General features: G+C 44.4%; 12 protein-coding genes. All 12 read right to left on the reverse strand.

Features of this window, described 5'->3' with window-relative positions:
• Positions 1-3: 3 nt before the first annotated feature.
• Genes ZX61_RS07205 through ZX61_RS07260 form a run of 12 tightly spaced genes read right to left on the reverse strand, consistent with a single transcriptional unit; the run spans position 4 to position 15,485 of the window.
• Positions 4-726 (reverse strand): transporter substrate-binding domain-containing protein, encoded by a 723-nt coding sequence (locus tag ZX61_RS07205; protein ID WP_049844005.1) that lies wholly within the window; start codon positions 724-726, stop codon positions 4-6.
• On the reverse strand, positions 714-1,721 hold the full coding sequence (locus tag ZX61_RS07210) for an ABC transporter substrate binding protein (protein WP_049844006.1): 1,008 nt from the start codon (positions 1,719-1,721) through the stop codon (positions 714-716). Before ZX61_RS07210 ends, ZX61_RS07205 begins: the two co-directional genes overlap by 13 nt.
• Positions 1,718-4,261, reverse strand: coding sequence for an MFS transporter (locus tag ZX61_RS07215; RefSeq protein WP_049844007.1), 2,544 nt, complete (start codon positions 4,259-4,261; stop codon positions 1,718-1,720). Before ZX61_RS07215 ends, ZX61_RS07210 begins: the two co-directional genes overlap by 4 nt.
• 25 nt (positions 4,262-4,286) lie before the next feature.
• Positions 4,287-6,899, reverse strand: a complete 2,613-nt coding sequence (gene tssH, locus ZX61_RS07220) for a type VI secretion system ATPase TssH (RefSeq protein WP_049844008.1) — start codon at positions 6,897-6,899, stop codon at positions 4,287-4,289.
• 55 nt (positions 6,900-6,954) lie between these two features.
• Positions 6,955-7,884 carry a type VI secretion system baseplate subunit TssG gene (locus ZX61_RS07225; protein ID WP_049844009.1) on the reverse strand — a complete coding sequence of 310 codons (930 nt, stop codon included), beginning with the start codon at positions 7,882-7,884 and terminating at the stop codon, positions 6,955-6,957.
• 15 nt (positions 7,885-7,899) lie between these two features.
• Positions 7,900-9,651 carry a type VI secretion system baseplate subunit TssF gene (gene tssF / locus ZX61_RS07230; RefSeq protein WP_049844010.1) on the reverse strand — a complete coding sequence of 584 codons (1,752 nt, stop codon included), beginning with the start codon at positions 9,649-9,651 and terminating at the stop codon, positions 7,900-7,902.
• On the reverse strand, positions 9,644-10,069 hold the full coding sequence (tssE, locus tag ZX61_RS07235) for a type VI secretion system baseplate subunit TssE (RefSeq protein WP_049844011.1): 426 nt from the start codon (positions 10,067-10,069) through the stop codon (positions 9,644-9,646). The genes tssF and tssE overlap by 8 nt, the downstream gene beginning before the upstream one ends.
• Positions 10,069-11,466, reverse strand: a complete 1,398-nt coding sequence (locus ZX61_RS07240) for a type VI secretion system contractile sheath domain-containing protein (RefSeq protein ID WP_049844012.1) — start codon at positions 11,464-11,466, stop codon at positions 10,069-10,071. Before ZX61_RS07240 ends, tssE begins: the two co-directional genes overlap by 1 nt.
• A gap of 57 nt (positions 11,467-11,523) precedes the next feature.
• Positions 11,524-13,005 (reverse strand): type VI secretion system contractile sheath large subunit, encoded by a 1,482-nt coding sequence (gene tssC / locus ZX61_RS07245; RefSeq protein WP_049844013.1) that lies wholly within the window; start codon positions 13,003-13,005, stop codon positions 11,524-11,526.
• Positions 13,005-13,508 carry a type VI secretion system contractile sheath small subunit gene (gene tssB / locus ZX61_RS07250; protein WP_049844014.1) on the reverse strand — a complete coding sequence of 168 codons (504 nt, stop codon included), beginning with the start codon at positions 13,506-13,508 and terminating at the stop codon, positions 13,005-13,007. The genes tssC and tssB overlap by 1 nt, the downstream gene beginning before the upstream one ends.
• 19 nt (positions 13,509-13,527) lie before the next feature.
• Positions 13,528-14,049 (reverse strand): type VI secretion system tube protein Hcp, encoded by a 522-nt coding sequence (locus ZX61_RS07255; RefSeq protein ID WP_049844015.1) that lies wholly within the window; start codon positions 14,047-14,049, stop codon positions 13,528-13,530.
• 29 nt (positions 14,050-14,078) lie between these two features.
• Positions 14,079-15,485, reverse strand: coding sequence for a type VI secretion system protein TssA (locus ZX61_RS07260; protein ID WP_049844016.1), 1,407 nt, complete (start codon positions 15,483-15,485; stop codon positions 14,079-14,081).
• Positions 15,486-15,496: the final 11 nt, after the last annotated feature.

A 15,496-nucleotide genomic window follows, 5' to 3' on the forward strand; every position in this document is an offset into this window, starting at 1 on the left:
TAGTTACCTCTCACACTTAGATACGGCTGCATTAAATACAGACAGAAAACCAGAATACTTACTTAGGAAACGATTTGAAAAATAGACGCCCATTGGTTTAGTTTCGAGAACTTGATACTGGAAAAAATCATTGGGCAAACCTGCTTCATCTAACTCACTTTTGAAGACCAAATCATCTTCTAAAGCGATGTCAATTTCCCTTTGTTTTAAAAGCTTTAGTAATACTTTAGCATCTCTAGGCTGTTTGACTACGTTATAGCCATTACGTTTTAACCAAAACCACTTGTTCGACCCAAATTTGGCCGAGAATTTAAGGTTAAGTTTTGACAATTCATCGATTTTAGGCTCGACCCCAGGGCCGAAATACCACATCAACTTCTGCTCTGCGATGGGTGCCGAAAGTGTGGCATACTCATCTCGTTCGTCGGTTTGTGTTGCGACAAAGAACCCATGTTGAGCACCACTATGAACGCGTAGTTGAGCGTCAGACCAACTGGTCATTGTAAGTTGATAAGGTTGCCCCATTTTTCCAAGGACGCACTTTACTTTATCCAATGCTAGTCCTTGCATCTGTCCATGCTTGTATTCTTGGTATGGCGCCCACTCTTGAGTGGTCAACAACAATCGAGCTGGTCCAATGCTAGTTTGTGCGAAAGCCTGGGTGCTGTTTAACAGCCCCATAATAATCAGTAGGCAGAAAGTAAAACTTGGCATCATTCTGACCATTCATTTCCTCCAATTAACTCGGAAATTTTTAAAATTGAAACTGGGGGATAATAATCCAACGCGCGCGCCGCACCCACATTCACTATGTACGAGTACTGACTGAGCGGTTCAATGGGTAAATCTTGGGCTCTACTTTTGTTGCTTAGGATCTGTTCCGCTTTATGTCCCGCAAATTCACCAACGTTATAATAACGGCTAACTATACCAAATAGCGCGTTGTGATTGCGAATAGGGGATTCAGTTGCTGAAAAAGTAGCAATTCCTTGTGCGTGTAGGCTATCTACAATTCCCCTTCCTTGACTGATAATGTATGAATCGGGCGGCAAATAAGCGAGCTGCACTTTATCTTCAAGCATAGTATCAATCACTTTGGACAGAGAGCTTAAGTCGGGCTTGCCATTTTTTGTCCGCAGCGGATACAAATACACATCGATACCAAACTTGGCAGACAGCATTTGTATCTTACGTGCGGTAATTACAGCGTTGTTTTCAAGGGGGTTAAAAACGATCCCCATTGTTGAGATATTTGGTAGTTTTTGAATTGCGTTAAACTGCACTTGATGCGGTACGATGTGGCTAACACCAGTAAAGTTGCGATGTTCAGAGGCGTAATCAGAGACTATTTTCGAGCCAACAGGATCTGTCACAATACTAAATACGACAGGTGTCTCGCTGTGCGTTCGAAATGAGGTTGGTTTATCCTCAGTTCCAAGTAATGATAGGGTCGTCGTTGTACCAAATGTATAGACAAGATCGGCGTCGTATGAATCTATGTCGGCGATATAGCCTGACAAGGTGTCTCGATCTCTTTTGGCATCTAGCAAGGTGTAGCTGACGGGCATCTTACTAGAGAGGTACTCCATAAACCCTTTTTCTGCGTCGGTTACTCCTCGCCATAAGATCATGACGACGTGTTTTTTTTCTGCAGAAAGTGCGATCGTTGGTACTGAAAACTGCGCGACCAAGGTGATCAAAATCAAGATGAAAACTCTCATTTTGCTACCTCTAGTTGTCTGTCTTTCTTAGTGAAAAATGCATAGAATCCCACGAGTACTGTTGAACTGATGAACAGTGTGATGCCAAACAGAATAATGGTGTCCTCGAAGCCGAATAAACTTAGACACAAGCCCGCTAGCATTGGGCCCGCAATGTTGCCAATGCGCTCAGTTAAACGGAAAATGCCGATCGTTTTTCCCTTATCAATGCCCTCATGGGCAAGTAAATCCATGACTAAAGGAATCTGTGGAGAAACGCTAATTCCGTGTGCAATACCGACTAGGACCACGATCAACAGCAAGCCCAAGGTCCCTGGCAAAATGACAATATTGACCAATGCCAGTGCAGACAGTAGCCCACCGAACACGATGAATTTAATCTTGTTGTCCCAGCGGTCAACCAGAAAAGCGCTCAGCGGTGATATTACGATAATGGCGAGACCGTAGCTCATCATGACACGGCCAGATACCGCGCTGCTTTCGCCTAGATGTTGCAAATAAACAGGGCAGATGTAATACAAGAAACCAGTCAACACGACCTTAGCCGGAATCGCGCTGAAAAAAGTGATCAAAGAGAAGTATTTGTTGCTAAGTAGGATTTTAAAGTCATGCAGCCTAACCGGTTTACTTTGCGCATTTGAGCTGCCATGACTAAAGAAACTCATTACGAAAATTACGCTTATTAGAGCGAGCACAGAGGCCAACATAAAGGTTACATTGTAGCCGAGCTTGTCAGCAAGAATTCCCCCGATTGCGGCTCCGCAAAGCGAACCGGAAAAGAACGAAGATAAGAAGGTCGACATGCCTTTGGTGCGATTTTTAGCGGTCGTGGTATCGGTGATATAGCCTTGAGCTGAAATGAAAACTATACCATAACCCACTGCCGTGTAGGCGCGAGCAATAAGAAGAAGTTCGAGTGTCTGACACATGGCAGTCAGCGCTAGCCCCGTGCTGGTAATCAAGCCTCCGATAATTAGAGATTTTCTACGCCCAACTTTGTCTGACCAATAGCCAGCAAAAGGCAAAGAAATCGCCCAGCAGAACATAAATAATGATATCGGTAAACTTGTTACTAAGCTGTCTGGAATCCAATTCTGCGAGCGTGATAAGCTTGCGACAAAGTTAGGAAAAAATGCCAATGAAGCGGCTTCGGCAAAGACCAACATGAACAGCGGCAGTCGAATAAAGCGATAATCTTGAAGGTTTTGTACTTTTAGCTTCTTACTCACATGCTGGCGCTGAATAATCGTGTTGATAGCACCTGTGACTCGTCCTAATTCATCTTTAGCTGAAATATGCGCAAGCCATAACGAAGCACCAATCTTAGAGTGGGTAAGCAGTTGTTTGATCTGGTGCCAAGGCTTAATGATCATAAAGTTGCAAACAAACAATATGATCTCTATGACAACAAGGGCAGAAGCGATCAGCACCGTCAGCATATCCATCAAGCTATCTTCGATAAGTTGAGGAATGATGTTCATATCGGTGGTCATTCGAATTGATGTCGATGACTCTTGGTCAATGTTTAGGTCAACCGAAGATGAGTGGTCATTACCCACAAATTGAGCTGGAAATTGGTACAAAGATCTATCCGCTTGTCGTAACTCTATGGAGAGAAGCTCTTTATGTTGGCGGGTATATTCTGAAAACTCTTCTTCCAACCCATAAAGTTTATCGAGTGGAACACCATGGTTAAGTAGTCTTTGAATCATACTACTAAGCGTGTCACCGATGACCATCGACTTTTGTTCTAGCTGTGTTTCGTAAATGGTAGAAAACTTATCTAAAGCTTGGTATGAGCTACCCAAATTTGAAGCCACAGTGAGAACGATTGCTAAGGCAATAATAAGCAGCGGAAAGTACTTGTCACGAAAGCGTTGCCAACCATTTTTCCCACTTTTAGAAAAAAATCGTTGATTGGCATGCTCAATCAGTTCTTTGTCGCTGAGATCGGGTTGCTCAAGTGTTTTGGATATGTTTTCGAGCTTTACTAGCAAGAAATTAAGGCCGGTATACAAGATGAAATAACCAATCACACAAGCGACGAGCACCCACATCAAAGTATCAGCGAGTTGTTGCTTCAATAGTGTATGTTTGATGCTATCTAAGTAACTGGTGGAGTAGTAAAGCTGTAATGCACCTTCTTTTACATCAAACGTATTGTTGATGTCCGCTGTTATCATTCGCTCATGCTTTGTTGCAGCACCGGCAGAATAAAGAACGTCGCCTTTGCTGCTGACGACTTGCATTCGGCTTATGCCGTTGACCAAAGAGAGGCGCCTCTCTAGAAGTGATTGGATATTGGATATAGAAGAAAGAGGCAAACCTAAACTGATCGCTTGCTTAATGTCGTGATCAGTTTCATTTAACACCACTTGGTAAGTGGAGTCGCTTGTTTGGGTAAGTCTCTTTTCAAAGTTAAGGTAGTTGAGGGTACTATTTAGACCATTGGAAAACAGCAAGACAGCGAAAATCGCCAACACAAGTTTGACCCGCAATGAGAAAAACGTACGACGTGTAGAGATTTGATTGTGGCTCATACTTACTGCTTTCCTTTACGACACTTTATTGGATAGTTAGCTCAAAACCTGCTGGACTAGCGACAGCAACGACAGAAACCTGAGTGATTGGCTGTTGTTGACTTAAACGGCTAATACATTCTTCAGCGAGCTTTGGCATTAACGAGCGGTTAATGATCTGCTCTACAGCTCGACCGCCAGTTGTTGGGTCAGTGTTTTTGTTAACGACAAAGTCAACAAAGCCCTTATCCCAAGTGAAGCTTGCTTGGTATTGCTCCGCCAGTTTCTTTTTGATGCGGTTAAGAGAGATTTCTGTAATTTTAGCTAACTCTTCATCGTTAAGAGGGTAGTATGGCACAATGGTTGTGCGTCCCAAGAAAGCGGGTTTGAAGTAGTGCTGCAGATCAGGACGAATACTTTCTAACAGCTCTTCGTTGGTCATGCGCTCTTCACGATCTTCACACGCATCGCAAATCGCTTGGTCTGCGGCATTCGAAGTCATGATGATAATGGTGTTTTTAAAGTCGACGGTACGACCTTCACTGTCTTTGATTTGGCCCTTGTCAAAAATCTGGTAAAACAAATCGTGAACACCCGGATGAGCCTTCTCCATTTCGTCTAGGAGCAGCACTGAATATGGGTTGCGTCGAATAGCCTCGGTTAACACACCACCTTCACCAAAACCCACATAACCTGCTGGAGAGCCAAGAAGCATAGAGATCTTATGCTCTTCTTTAAACTCGGTCATGTTGATAACGGTAAGGTCATTGCTTCCACCGTATAGCTGCTCTGCAAGTGCCATCGCGGTTTCAGTTTTACCAACACCACTTGGGCCACACATTAGGAACACGCCAATTGGTTTACGGCTATCAGTTAAGCCAGCGCGTGAAATTCGGATGGCTTTCGCAAGCTCTTGCTTAGCCACATCCTGACCGATAACACGTTTATCCAGCTGTTCCTCAAGAGAAAGTAGGCGTGCAATTTCGTCACTCATCATGTTGCCAACAGGGATACCTGTCCAGTTGGCAATAATCTGCGCGATAGTATTGTCATCGACCATGGCATTGACTAAAGGAAGTTCGCCCTGAAGCTCGTGCAGTTTATCAAGCGTGTCGTTAAGCTCTTTCTGTTTAGCTAAGTTGCCTTTTTCTTCGCCTTCTGCGCTGCTGATATCTTCCTGTAGCGCTTTGATTTGATCCACTAGCTCAACTTCTTGTGCCCAACGGCTATTCAGCGCCTGAAGCTCAGTTTCATTGGCCTCGATTTCAGTGGTGATTTCAGCGATTTCTTCTTCCGCAATACCAAACAGCGCATTCTCTTTCTCTAGCGCTGCTTTCTCGTTATTTTGGTAGCGGATGGTTTGCTCTAGTGTTTCAATTACTTCTGGTTTAGCACCTTGAGTCAGGGCGATACGAGCACTAGCGGTATCGAGCAGACTGATTGCCTTGTCAGGCAATTGACGACTAGGTAGGTAACGGATAGACAGGTTGACCGCTGCATCAATAGCTGTTTCGGCAATAAATGCACCGTGGTGTTTTTGCAAAGATGCTGCGATACCACGAAGCATTTGCTTTGCATCGTCTGCATTGGGCTCTTCAATCGAAACTACTTGGAAACGACGAGTAAGGGCAGGATCTTTTTCAAAGTATTTTTTGTACTCAGCCCAAGTTGTCGCGGCGATAGTCTTGAACTCACCTCGGGCAAGAGCAGGTTTTAGCAAGTTTGCAGCATCATTTTGACCTGCTGCGCCACCAGCGCCGATCAATGTGTGCGCCTCATCTATAAAGACAATAATAGGCACTTCGCTGTTTTTAACTTCATTGATGACATCTTTTAGGCGGTTTTCAAACTCACCTTTGACACTCGCGCCCGCTTGTAGCAGGCCGAGATCAAGCGAGTGAATCTGAACGCCTTGAAGAGCGCCGGGCACTTCATCGGCAGCGATTCTTAATGCTAGACCTTCCACAACCGCTGTCTTACCAACGCCTGGCTCACCCACCATGATCGGGTTATTCTGACGTTTTCGGCAAAGAATATCGACCGCTTTACGTACCTCTGCGTTTCGACCAGAAATTGGATCAATCTTGCCGTCAATAGCTTGTTGGGTAAGGTTGATCGTGTATTTACTTAAGGCATCATTTGCGGTTGATTGGCCAGCGGCAGCGCCACCTTCAATCGATGTCGTTTTGCTACGAGCAACCGCTGTTTTGTTAATAAGACCTTGTAATGATTCTAGTGACACTGACTGCAGGCTTTCTAGTTGCAACGTACTGACACCCAGAACGTTCTGCTGCATTAAAGCTTGAACTAGGTGCAAGCTGATCACTTCGCCATGTCCATAGTTAACAGAAGCGATCATCCAAGCGTCTTTAATGAGCTCTGTCAGGCCATGACTCAATGTAGGCTGACCTTCACTACCTTTAGGTAGGCGGGCTATTTTCGTTGATAGCTCATTCACAAGGCTATCTTGAGACAACTTTTGCGATTGCATCAAGTTGTTTAGGTTAGCATCTTGCTGAGAGATGAGCTGAAGCAACCAATGCTCAATTTCAATAGAAGGAACGCCCTGATTCATGGCGGCTCCGGCAGATACTTCAAGAGCTTGTTTCAGCTCGGGAGATAGTTTGGCGACTAAATTGGTCAGTGTTACTTGTGTCATACTGTTTTCCTTGTATTTCGAAGCATCAAAACAACGAAGTTACGGATTGTTTCCATCATTTGAGCAAGATACTAATCATTTTGTGCGGCTTTCGTTCCGGTGCGAGGCAATCTACCTCTCCCAGTTTGGCGGCACGGTTGATGTTGCTGGAAAGTTTTGGTCGCGATAGGTATTCGCGTTTGACCTTAAGATAAATCGAAACGGGAGTGTTATCGCGTAGATAATGCTGAATGAGTTCACGCATACTGGTTGCCAACATTCGGTCGTTTTGAATATCAATAAGGTCTTGTTCATTGGCTGGCTTAATAGACACAACCAAATGATTAAAGTGTGTTAAACAAGTTTTCCCAATCAGGAAACCTTGGCCAATGCGGCTGTTATAAGTTCGGTTTACGCCTAACTTGGTCAATGAGTCCACTGGCAGTTGGCGACGTTCTTGCTGCTTTGCTGCTACTTCGATGTCGAAAGGGAAGTAGTCATTTAACATCTGCTCAAGGCTAGCGAGGTTTCTACTGCTTTGCCCAAGTAAAAAAGCGTATTGGAAGAAGTTGCCATGTTGGTCGCTGAGCGCTGCTATTTGGTTTAGCAACCGTGTTTTCTCTGGATGAAGTTCGTTCTGTACCACTAACCAAGGTGATGTTTCGAGTTGTGCTATTAACTCAAAATATCTTTGGTTAAACACGTCTAGAAAATCTTTAAGTGCGTGATCATCATCATGAAGCGCGGCCAGAAGCTCTTCGTAAATGTAGTAGGGGATTACCCCTTTAACACCAGATAAGGCCTGTTTTGCCAGTCGTAGTTTTGCGTTATTATTTTTTAAAGAGAAATACTGGATTTCGCTTGCATCCCCAGTTGGCATCGCCTCAGCTTTGAGCACCAGTCGGATTCGCTGATCTGACTGAGTAATGAAGTGCGATAACAGCCTCATAGCTTGAGCAAAATCGTATTTCTCAGTGTTGTTCGTTAGGTCGTTAACTACATTCATTTTCTTCTACCCACCTTACATGGCATTCTGGCTGCCGTGAATTTTTGGGTAGCGCTTTACATAACCGTCGCGGCCGTAGACCTTAATTGACAATTGAATATAGCGATCGAAACTACAAAATTGTTGGAAAAAGCGGTTTAGTACGTCGCTGAATGCTAAGTACCCACTTGTGGTATCCAATGTAATCTCGATTTCTGTACCAGGAGAGAAAACATTCTTACCAAGAATTCTTAACGCTGAAACTTGAGAACGGATGTTGACGCTGCGGATGGTTTGAATTTCATCTGCAGAGATCTGGCTTCGGCTACACAAGCGCAGCATTCTCTTTAAAGCTTCTTCTGGGTGCTCTGCATGAAGTAGAGAAACAAAGTTTGCGTTAAGCAGGGCAATAAATTGCCAGTGCAAGTGCGGGTCTTGTTCTCTAGCAATAGGAGCCGATGGCGGATAAATTGGGCTGAACTCACCTGGTAAATCGATACTTTCTAAGCATTCAAAATTGCCTTGAACCGCACAAGCTCGTTTACCATTGGTACACAATAACCGCGTTCCATACAACTTGTTGAATTCGAGTTCTTGCTGGTTGTTTAAGCTGATCGCGAGACGAAACTCATTGTCGCTGCTGCTAGTGCACTGCCAATGATCAGCTTTTGGGTCTGAGCGGTAACTGTCTTTGAAAAGTGGAGTTAAGGTTTTCTCTCCCATAGAGGTAATTTCAAACACCTCTTTCACTTCGACAATCTCAATATCGCTGTCACTATGTGCATCAGCATTGACCGGTATACTTAAACTACGCTGGTCGTATGTTGTCGGCTCACCAGTTTGCTCGAATAAATTGATCGCTGGAACAATATTCAATTTAAACACTTGGTTGTCGAATAGGCGCATGAACTCAGTTGGCAAGCTATGCATAAACAGATTTAATACAACCTTTGATGTATCGAAGTGCTTAATGGCTCGGCCGAACTCTTTAAGACGGAAAAACTGACGCTTTTCTTTAAAAAAGAAGAACTCACTGATCAATTGATAGCCGGCAAACTGATTGCCTTTCTGTGGGAGAAACTGGAAATTGGCATCGCTGATTCTGCTTTTTAAACGTTCGGGTTCAAGCACGATGTGTTTTTCGCAAGCGGCATCCGAAATAGAAATCGCTAGGGTTTCTGCAAGTAGTAATTCAACCAGAGAGTCTGCATTGTTTTCAAAACCTTGAACAAAAAAATCGAGGTCATCACAATCGAGAGAAGAGAAATGCACATCTGGGTCATTGGTCGAGAAACTCAATTGGATAACGGCGGTTGTTTGTTCTGTACCTTGGGGGCGATTGAATCTGAATGGGGCGCTTGAGGCCGTTGTATCAATCAGCTTAAACGAGGTGGTTTTTAGCTCGTCTATGGTCGTGAATGAGCAGTTTTGATTCTGAGCTATTGCTGAAAACTGTGCACCTTTAGGTAGCGTAACAGACTCTGCAAGTTCAGCGTTTTCATCAAGCTGAAGGTAAGCGATACTTGGCACTGTTTGAATATAACTTGGGTATAAAACGCCAAGTAATCCTTCGACGACTTCTGGTAGCTGATCAGACAGCTTTTTTTCTACCGTTGCGTTAAGGAGCGCAACACCGTCAAGCAATCTTGCAAGACTTGGGTCTTCTATTTGCCCTTGGTGTATGTTTAAACGATCGGCGTGAGTCGGGTGTTGATGTCCAAATTGACCTAACGCGCGTCTTACAAGGGTCAGTTCCTGTTCGAAATACCTTAACAACGGATCACTCATAACTGTCCTCCGTCATTAGAGTTCTTAAATCATTCAGTGAAATTTTTGAGTCAAATACCAACTCGGTTTCTCCTTGAGTGGTTTTGGCTTTTGCAACAATGTTGAATGCTATGGCGTTTTCGTTCTCTTTACGCTCACCAAGCTCGACCATGACATTAGTCAATCTAGGTTCGAAGTGCTTGATGTAGTTTTCTAGGCGTAGCGCTAGTTGAGCTTGATCGAGACTTGCACTCAGCAGTTGTACATCTTCAATGCCATAACGGAAGTTAGAGCGCTGTAGCTCTATAAATCGATCATCTATTTCGAGCAAAGACGCCTCTGACTCAAGGAGTTTCGTCAGGTTGTACTTGATGTCTTCGATATCGTCATTTGGCCCAGAAACATCATGGGGTTGCACAAACGTTCTCCAAAAGCTCATTACGCCACCTCATCGAGTTCGGTCGTTAAAACGACTTCACCTGTGAAATGATCATATTGATACTGAGGCACAATACGCAGAGTACAAGAAAAACTACCTTTGTGATGCGGAGATTCGGAGACACTGATTTTCGCAAAGCTAAGAGGGTACTTCGAAAGTGTTTCTTCATTAGCAAAAGAGACATTACTAGAAAACTTTTCTATCCAATGAGTCAGAAACAGCTCACATTCAGACGCCGTATTGAAGTTGCCTATCATTTCTCGCACTTGAACCTTCAAGTAGTGCGCAATACGACAAGACATCAAACTTGTTTGGAGCTGGGTCAGAACCTTTTCGTTGTCTGTTTGAGTGTTACTTTGCCAGATTGAGTTATTGCCGTTGAAGTAAAACTTTTCGCTAAGGGCACTTTTAGTCAGAGGAATAAACCCATTCTGAGCGTAAAACGTTGAAATCTGACCAAACAAAACCACATCGGTTTCCGGATGAGAAAGGTATTGGCTCTCGTGGTGCTCTAAATTGACTAAGGCACCTTGCGCTTTGTCATTCCAACGTGATTTCAAAAAACCAAACCAATTGACTCTGTGGTGCTCACGCATAATTGTTGCGGCAAAAGCAAATGCTGCGTTACCCCACAGCCCTTGACCAGATTCATTGTAGATAAATCCAACCTTGGCATTTTTGTAGCGATGGCGCATGCGAATAGATGGCATGACTAATCCAACAAACTTGGACGAAGTTTTCAGTCTTAATTCTTGCCAAGGCTTGTAGTCGTCTCCACTGAGGATTTTTTCAATTCGATTCGTATCCGAAATCCAATCGGCACTCGGTTGAACGAAAAAATAGTCGTCAGGAGCAAATAGCATCGGACAGAGAGTGACTTCACCGAGCTTTCCTAGCAGCTCAAGGGTAAACAGATCGTCGTAATCCGCATCAAAATCCATATCAAGAGAGATTTTGTGTGTGAAAACAATGCTACCAAATGGGTGACCACCCAAGGTATTCAACTCTTTGTTACCAATTTTGTTGTATAGCTCGGAGCTTTTAACAGTATAGGCCTGGTTGACATCGTTAGATACCTCCGCCCAATCCATATCAAGCAGCTTTAGTTTGGTGCGCTGTTTGTTGACGGGAAGCTTAGACAAGCCTTCGAGGCCCAGCCAACTGCTGTGGAGAGCTTCAAAATCTTTGTGGTGCAATATCTGATCAAGTTGCTTTGAGATACTGCTATCCAGTTCGGTGATCAATTGAGCAAGAATAATCGTTAGGTTACCTTTGCTTTCGAGTGCTTGCGGAGCGATCTCAGACAGCAGAGATAGCGACTCTTTTAAAAAATCGTTGTCTGTGGTGTCTAATCCGGCAAAATTCCGTTGCCATTCTGAATTGATGTTCAAATTCATCATGTCCTAAGAATAAAGAGAAAAAATAGGCCGGACGAAGCCGGCCTTTGTTCTGGTTTAGCCTGGAATCTTAGCGACCATTCGAACTGAGGTCGTTAGTTCTTCAAGTTGTAGCCATGGGCGTAGATGGGCGACCGCAGAATATGAACCTGGGCGGCCTGGCTGTTCTACTACCTCGATACGAGATTCAGCTAATGGGGTTTTCGCTCGTTGCTCGTTACCAATGGCACCTGCGTTGGTGTATTGGTCAATCCAAAGTTGAAGTTCACGTTGGATATCCGGAGCCTCTAGGTTTGAACCTAGCTTGTCACGACCCATAACCTTCAAGTAGTGAGCGATACGGCCACTTGCCATGATGTAAGGCAGACGAGCAGAGATTGCGGCGTTTGCTGTTGCATCTGGGTCGGTGAATGTTTTTGGTTTTTGTGTCGTTTGACCACCAATAAACACGCCGTAGTTTGAGTTTTTGTAGTGAACGAGAGGCAAGAAACCTAAGTCACTTAGCTCTTTTTCACGTTCGTCAGTTAAGTTAACTTCAGTTGGACACTGTTGTACCAAGTCACCAGCTTCAGTTTTGTACGTTAGGTTTGGCAGGTTTTCTACTTTACCGCCATTGTCTAGACCACGAATAGCCGTACACCAACCAGATGCTGTGTAAGCTTGCGTCATCTTAAGGCCAAGGTCGTAAGCCGCATTTGACCAAACGAGCTCATCATTGTTTGCAGGGTTTGGGTTACCATCCATATCTGTACCTAGCTCTTCGTAGTTGAACAGGTTGGTACTTAGACCTTTATCGCCATATGGTAGACGAGCCATAGTGCGGGGCAGTGTTAGCGTTACGTAGCGCGCGTCATCACTTTCGCGGAAAGAGTTCCACGCAGCATAAGCAGGTGAATCGAAACCAGCAGCAACTGGCTTACCTTCATCAAAGGTAGTGAAATCGTTGAACTCAAACATTTGTGCATTTGCAGCGGCAACAAATGGAGCGTGACACGCAGCTGCAACTTCACCCATGTAACGAAGTAGAGCTACGTCTTCATCTTTTGCGCTGAACTCGTAGTCGCCGATAAATGTACCGTAAGGTTCACCACCAGCTGTACCAAATTCGCCTTGGTAAACTGCATTAAACAGTGGGCTACGGTCAATAGCTGGTGCATCTTCGAATTGCTCTAGTAGCTCTTCTTGAGTGAAATCGACCATTTTAATTTTAAGGTCACGGCCCAATTCACTCTCTTTGACAAGCTTTTGTAGACCACGCCATGAACCCTCCAGTTTTTGGAAGTCATCTTGCTGCATAACTTGAGAAAGTTGGCTAGAAAGCTTTTTGTCGATCTCAGAGATTGCGTTTTCAATGGTCTTGGTTAAGTTCTTATCCCAAGTGACAGTACCTGTCAGCGCCTGCTCAGCGAGGACAGAAAAGAGTTCTTTTGTAGTATCAGCCGGAGTCTGAGTCGTTGCTTCTATTGCTCTGTCTAGAAAACTAAGCGTACCTTCCGCAGCTTCCGCCGGCTGGGCTTGATTTTCAGCTTCTGTGCTCATTATTCAGCTCCTTCTTTATTGATACCTAGCTCTTCGGAAAGAGCGTTGATGGTGTCTGCACTCTGAAGCACTTCTTTAAGCAACTTTTCAAGGTCACGAGAGCGGTCAGCCTTAGAAAGGAGTACTTTCAATTGGTTGCGTGTTTCAACCAGCTTTTTAAGCGGTTCGACTTGTTCAACAATCGCTTCAGGTTCGAAGTCTTTCATTGAGTTGAACTGTAGGTTTGCTTCGAACTGGCTGTCATCATCGGCCAGTACGTTGTCAACCTTCATGCTTAGCTCGGGGCCAACACGCTTCATGACGTTGTCGAAGTTATCTTTATCGACGTTGTAGAACGTGCGTTCTTCAACGTCTTCTTTGTCTTGTTTATGACCCGAATAGTCACCAATTACCCCAACGACAAATGGGAGTTCTTTGGTTTCTACAGCGCCATTAGTTTCCACATCGTAAGTAATACTTACGCGGTTTTTACTTACGCGTTTGTGTTGGGAATTAAGTGCCACAATGGATCTCCTTATTCAATTACGCTGCTGTCGATGTCACTTTAGCTGTTGTTGCATCGAAGCCTACTTCAGGACCTTTCTCGATCTTACCGCCTTCGCCTTCGATGTAGTACGCTTTAGAAATCTCAGTGTATGTTAGGCTGAAAGATTCGTTTGGTAGCGTGCCGTCAGATGCCGCCATGTTGTAGCTAGACATACGCGCCGCTTTAAGAGTCAGGATAAGGTATGGATCAGCACCAGAACCTTCGCGGTTAGGCTTGGTCATTACGATTTCAATAGTTTTACCTTCGCCACCTGGAGCGTATAAGAATGTGGTTAGGTGAGGTGTTGCACCATCACAGCCACGTGTTACGTTGACTTCACCTAGTGCAACCATACCTTGGTCTGCGTTGTTTGCGTTACCGACATCAATGCCTACGCCGCGTACAGCGTTCCAAGTGATAGTATCGATAGCGAAGAAGCCATCTTTACCACCAATCTTTTCTACTGTTGCAGCGCCTTTAGGTTTTGTACCGTCGATTCTCATGAAAATAGAAGCCATTTTATTCTCCTTTGCTGATCAGCATTTGGTTACCACTCGAAATCATTCAGACTAGCTGATGACTCGGTGGAGCTTACTTCAGTTTGTGATGATTGATTAGTATCGGTCTTTTCCTGAGTTGTAATTTCTACAGGAGAAGTCTGATTAGTTGGTGTGGCAGCGCTTTTAGCTGCTACCACGGTTGAATTAACACTAGCGGAGGCTGATAAAACTTTATCGCTTAAATCGAGCTGATCTAAGTTGTCCATTCCCGTTAATTGGTTAATTTGTTGCATTGTGCCACTGTTACCAGCAGTCATTTCTTGCATGAGTTCTGGAAGGCTCATGTAGCCCCAGCGTATTGCTCTTTCCAGCAAAAACGAAATCGGGCTGTGTGGTTCGGTTTGTTTAAAGAACTCAGAAATCTTTCTTAGTTCTTGAAATGCTTGATCGCGGTTAGCAACTTGGTTAACGCTCACATGGACAGGGGCAACTTCGGTTTCTACTTGTGCGATAGTCTGAGGCGAGCTGTTCAGTGTTGCTTGAGGCGCTTTCTGAGTCGGAGTAGACTCTACTGCCGGATCATGCAATTGTTCACTGTTTACTTCTGGGTGCTTTTCTACCGTTTCTTCTTTGCGAACTTGATAAGTATCATCCAATGGCCAATGCAAAAATTTGTCTTCAGTGAGAAAACGAATCGCGTTGATAGAGTCCGCAATATTCGCTTTAACAAATCGAAAACTGATTGGTGTCACACCTACCTGTTGGCATTCATGAGCGATAGCTGTTTCCGCTTCGGTGAAGTTTTGGTGGGCTTCAGAGAGCAATAATACGGTGCGTTCAACGTCGTTGCTGTATAGCTGTTGTGCCTGTTTTTTTAGCGCTTCTAGGTCACCCGAACGTTCTGCTCGGAGATAATCACCAAATGTAATACCTTCTATCAAGCCGACTAGTTGTAGCGGCATAAACAGTGCGGTTGAATCGTTGCTTTCACCGACCAATTGAAGCAGAGGTTTGATGCGAAAATCAGCTAGCTCTTTTAACTTGCCTTGCTCGTCGTTACTCTTGATTTTGTTTTCTGGCAGAGTAGGGTGCAAGTCTCCCCAAAACGCGTCGATATAACCTTTTAGTACTTTAGTTGAGTCAGCTAGGTTCTGATAGGGCTGCGCCGTAAATAATTGACTCGAGATGTACCATCCTAACAACTCCAAATCTTTGGTTGATTGAGTCAGAGCTTCATAAGTGCTATTGCGCAGTTGAGCCCAATTGGTTTCATTGGTATCGAGTAGCGTTTCGTCGCTGGATGCCTCCGGCGTTTCTATAAGCTGACGAAAAGAAGATTGGGCGGCATTATAGCTATTACGTAGTGCACGGTAGATCGAGCGATCTAGCTTCAGGTAGTTCCCTGTCGGGGATTCTTCAGAGATAGGAGCCAACAATTGAACAATGTCTACCATGTATTATCCGT

Source organism: Vibrio sp. VPAP30 (assembly GCF_001188205.1).
GTDB classification, from domain to species: Bacteria; Pseudomonadota; Gammaproteobacteria; order Enterobacterales; family Vibrionaceae; genus Vibrio; species Vibrio bivalvicida.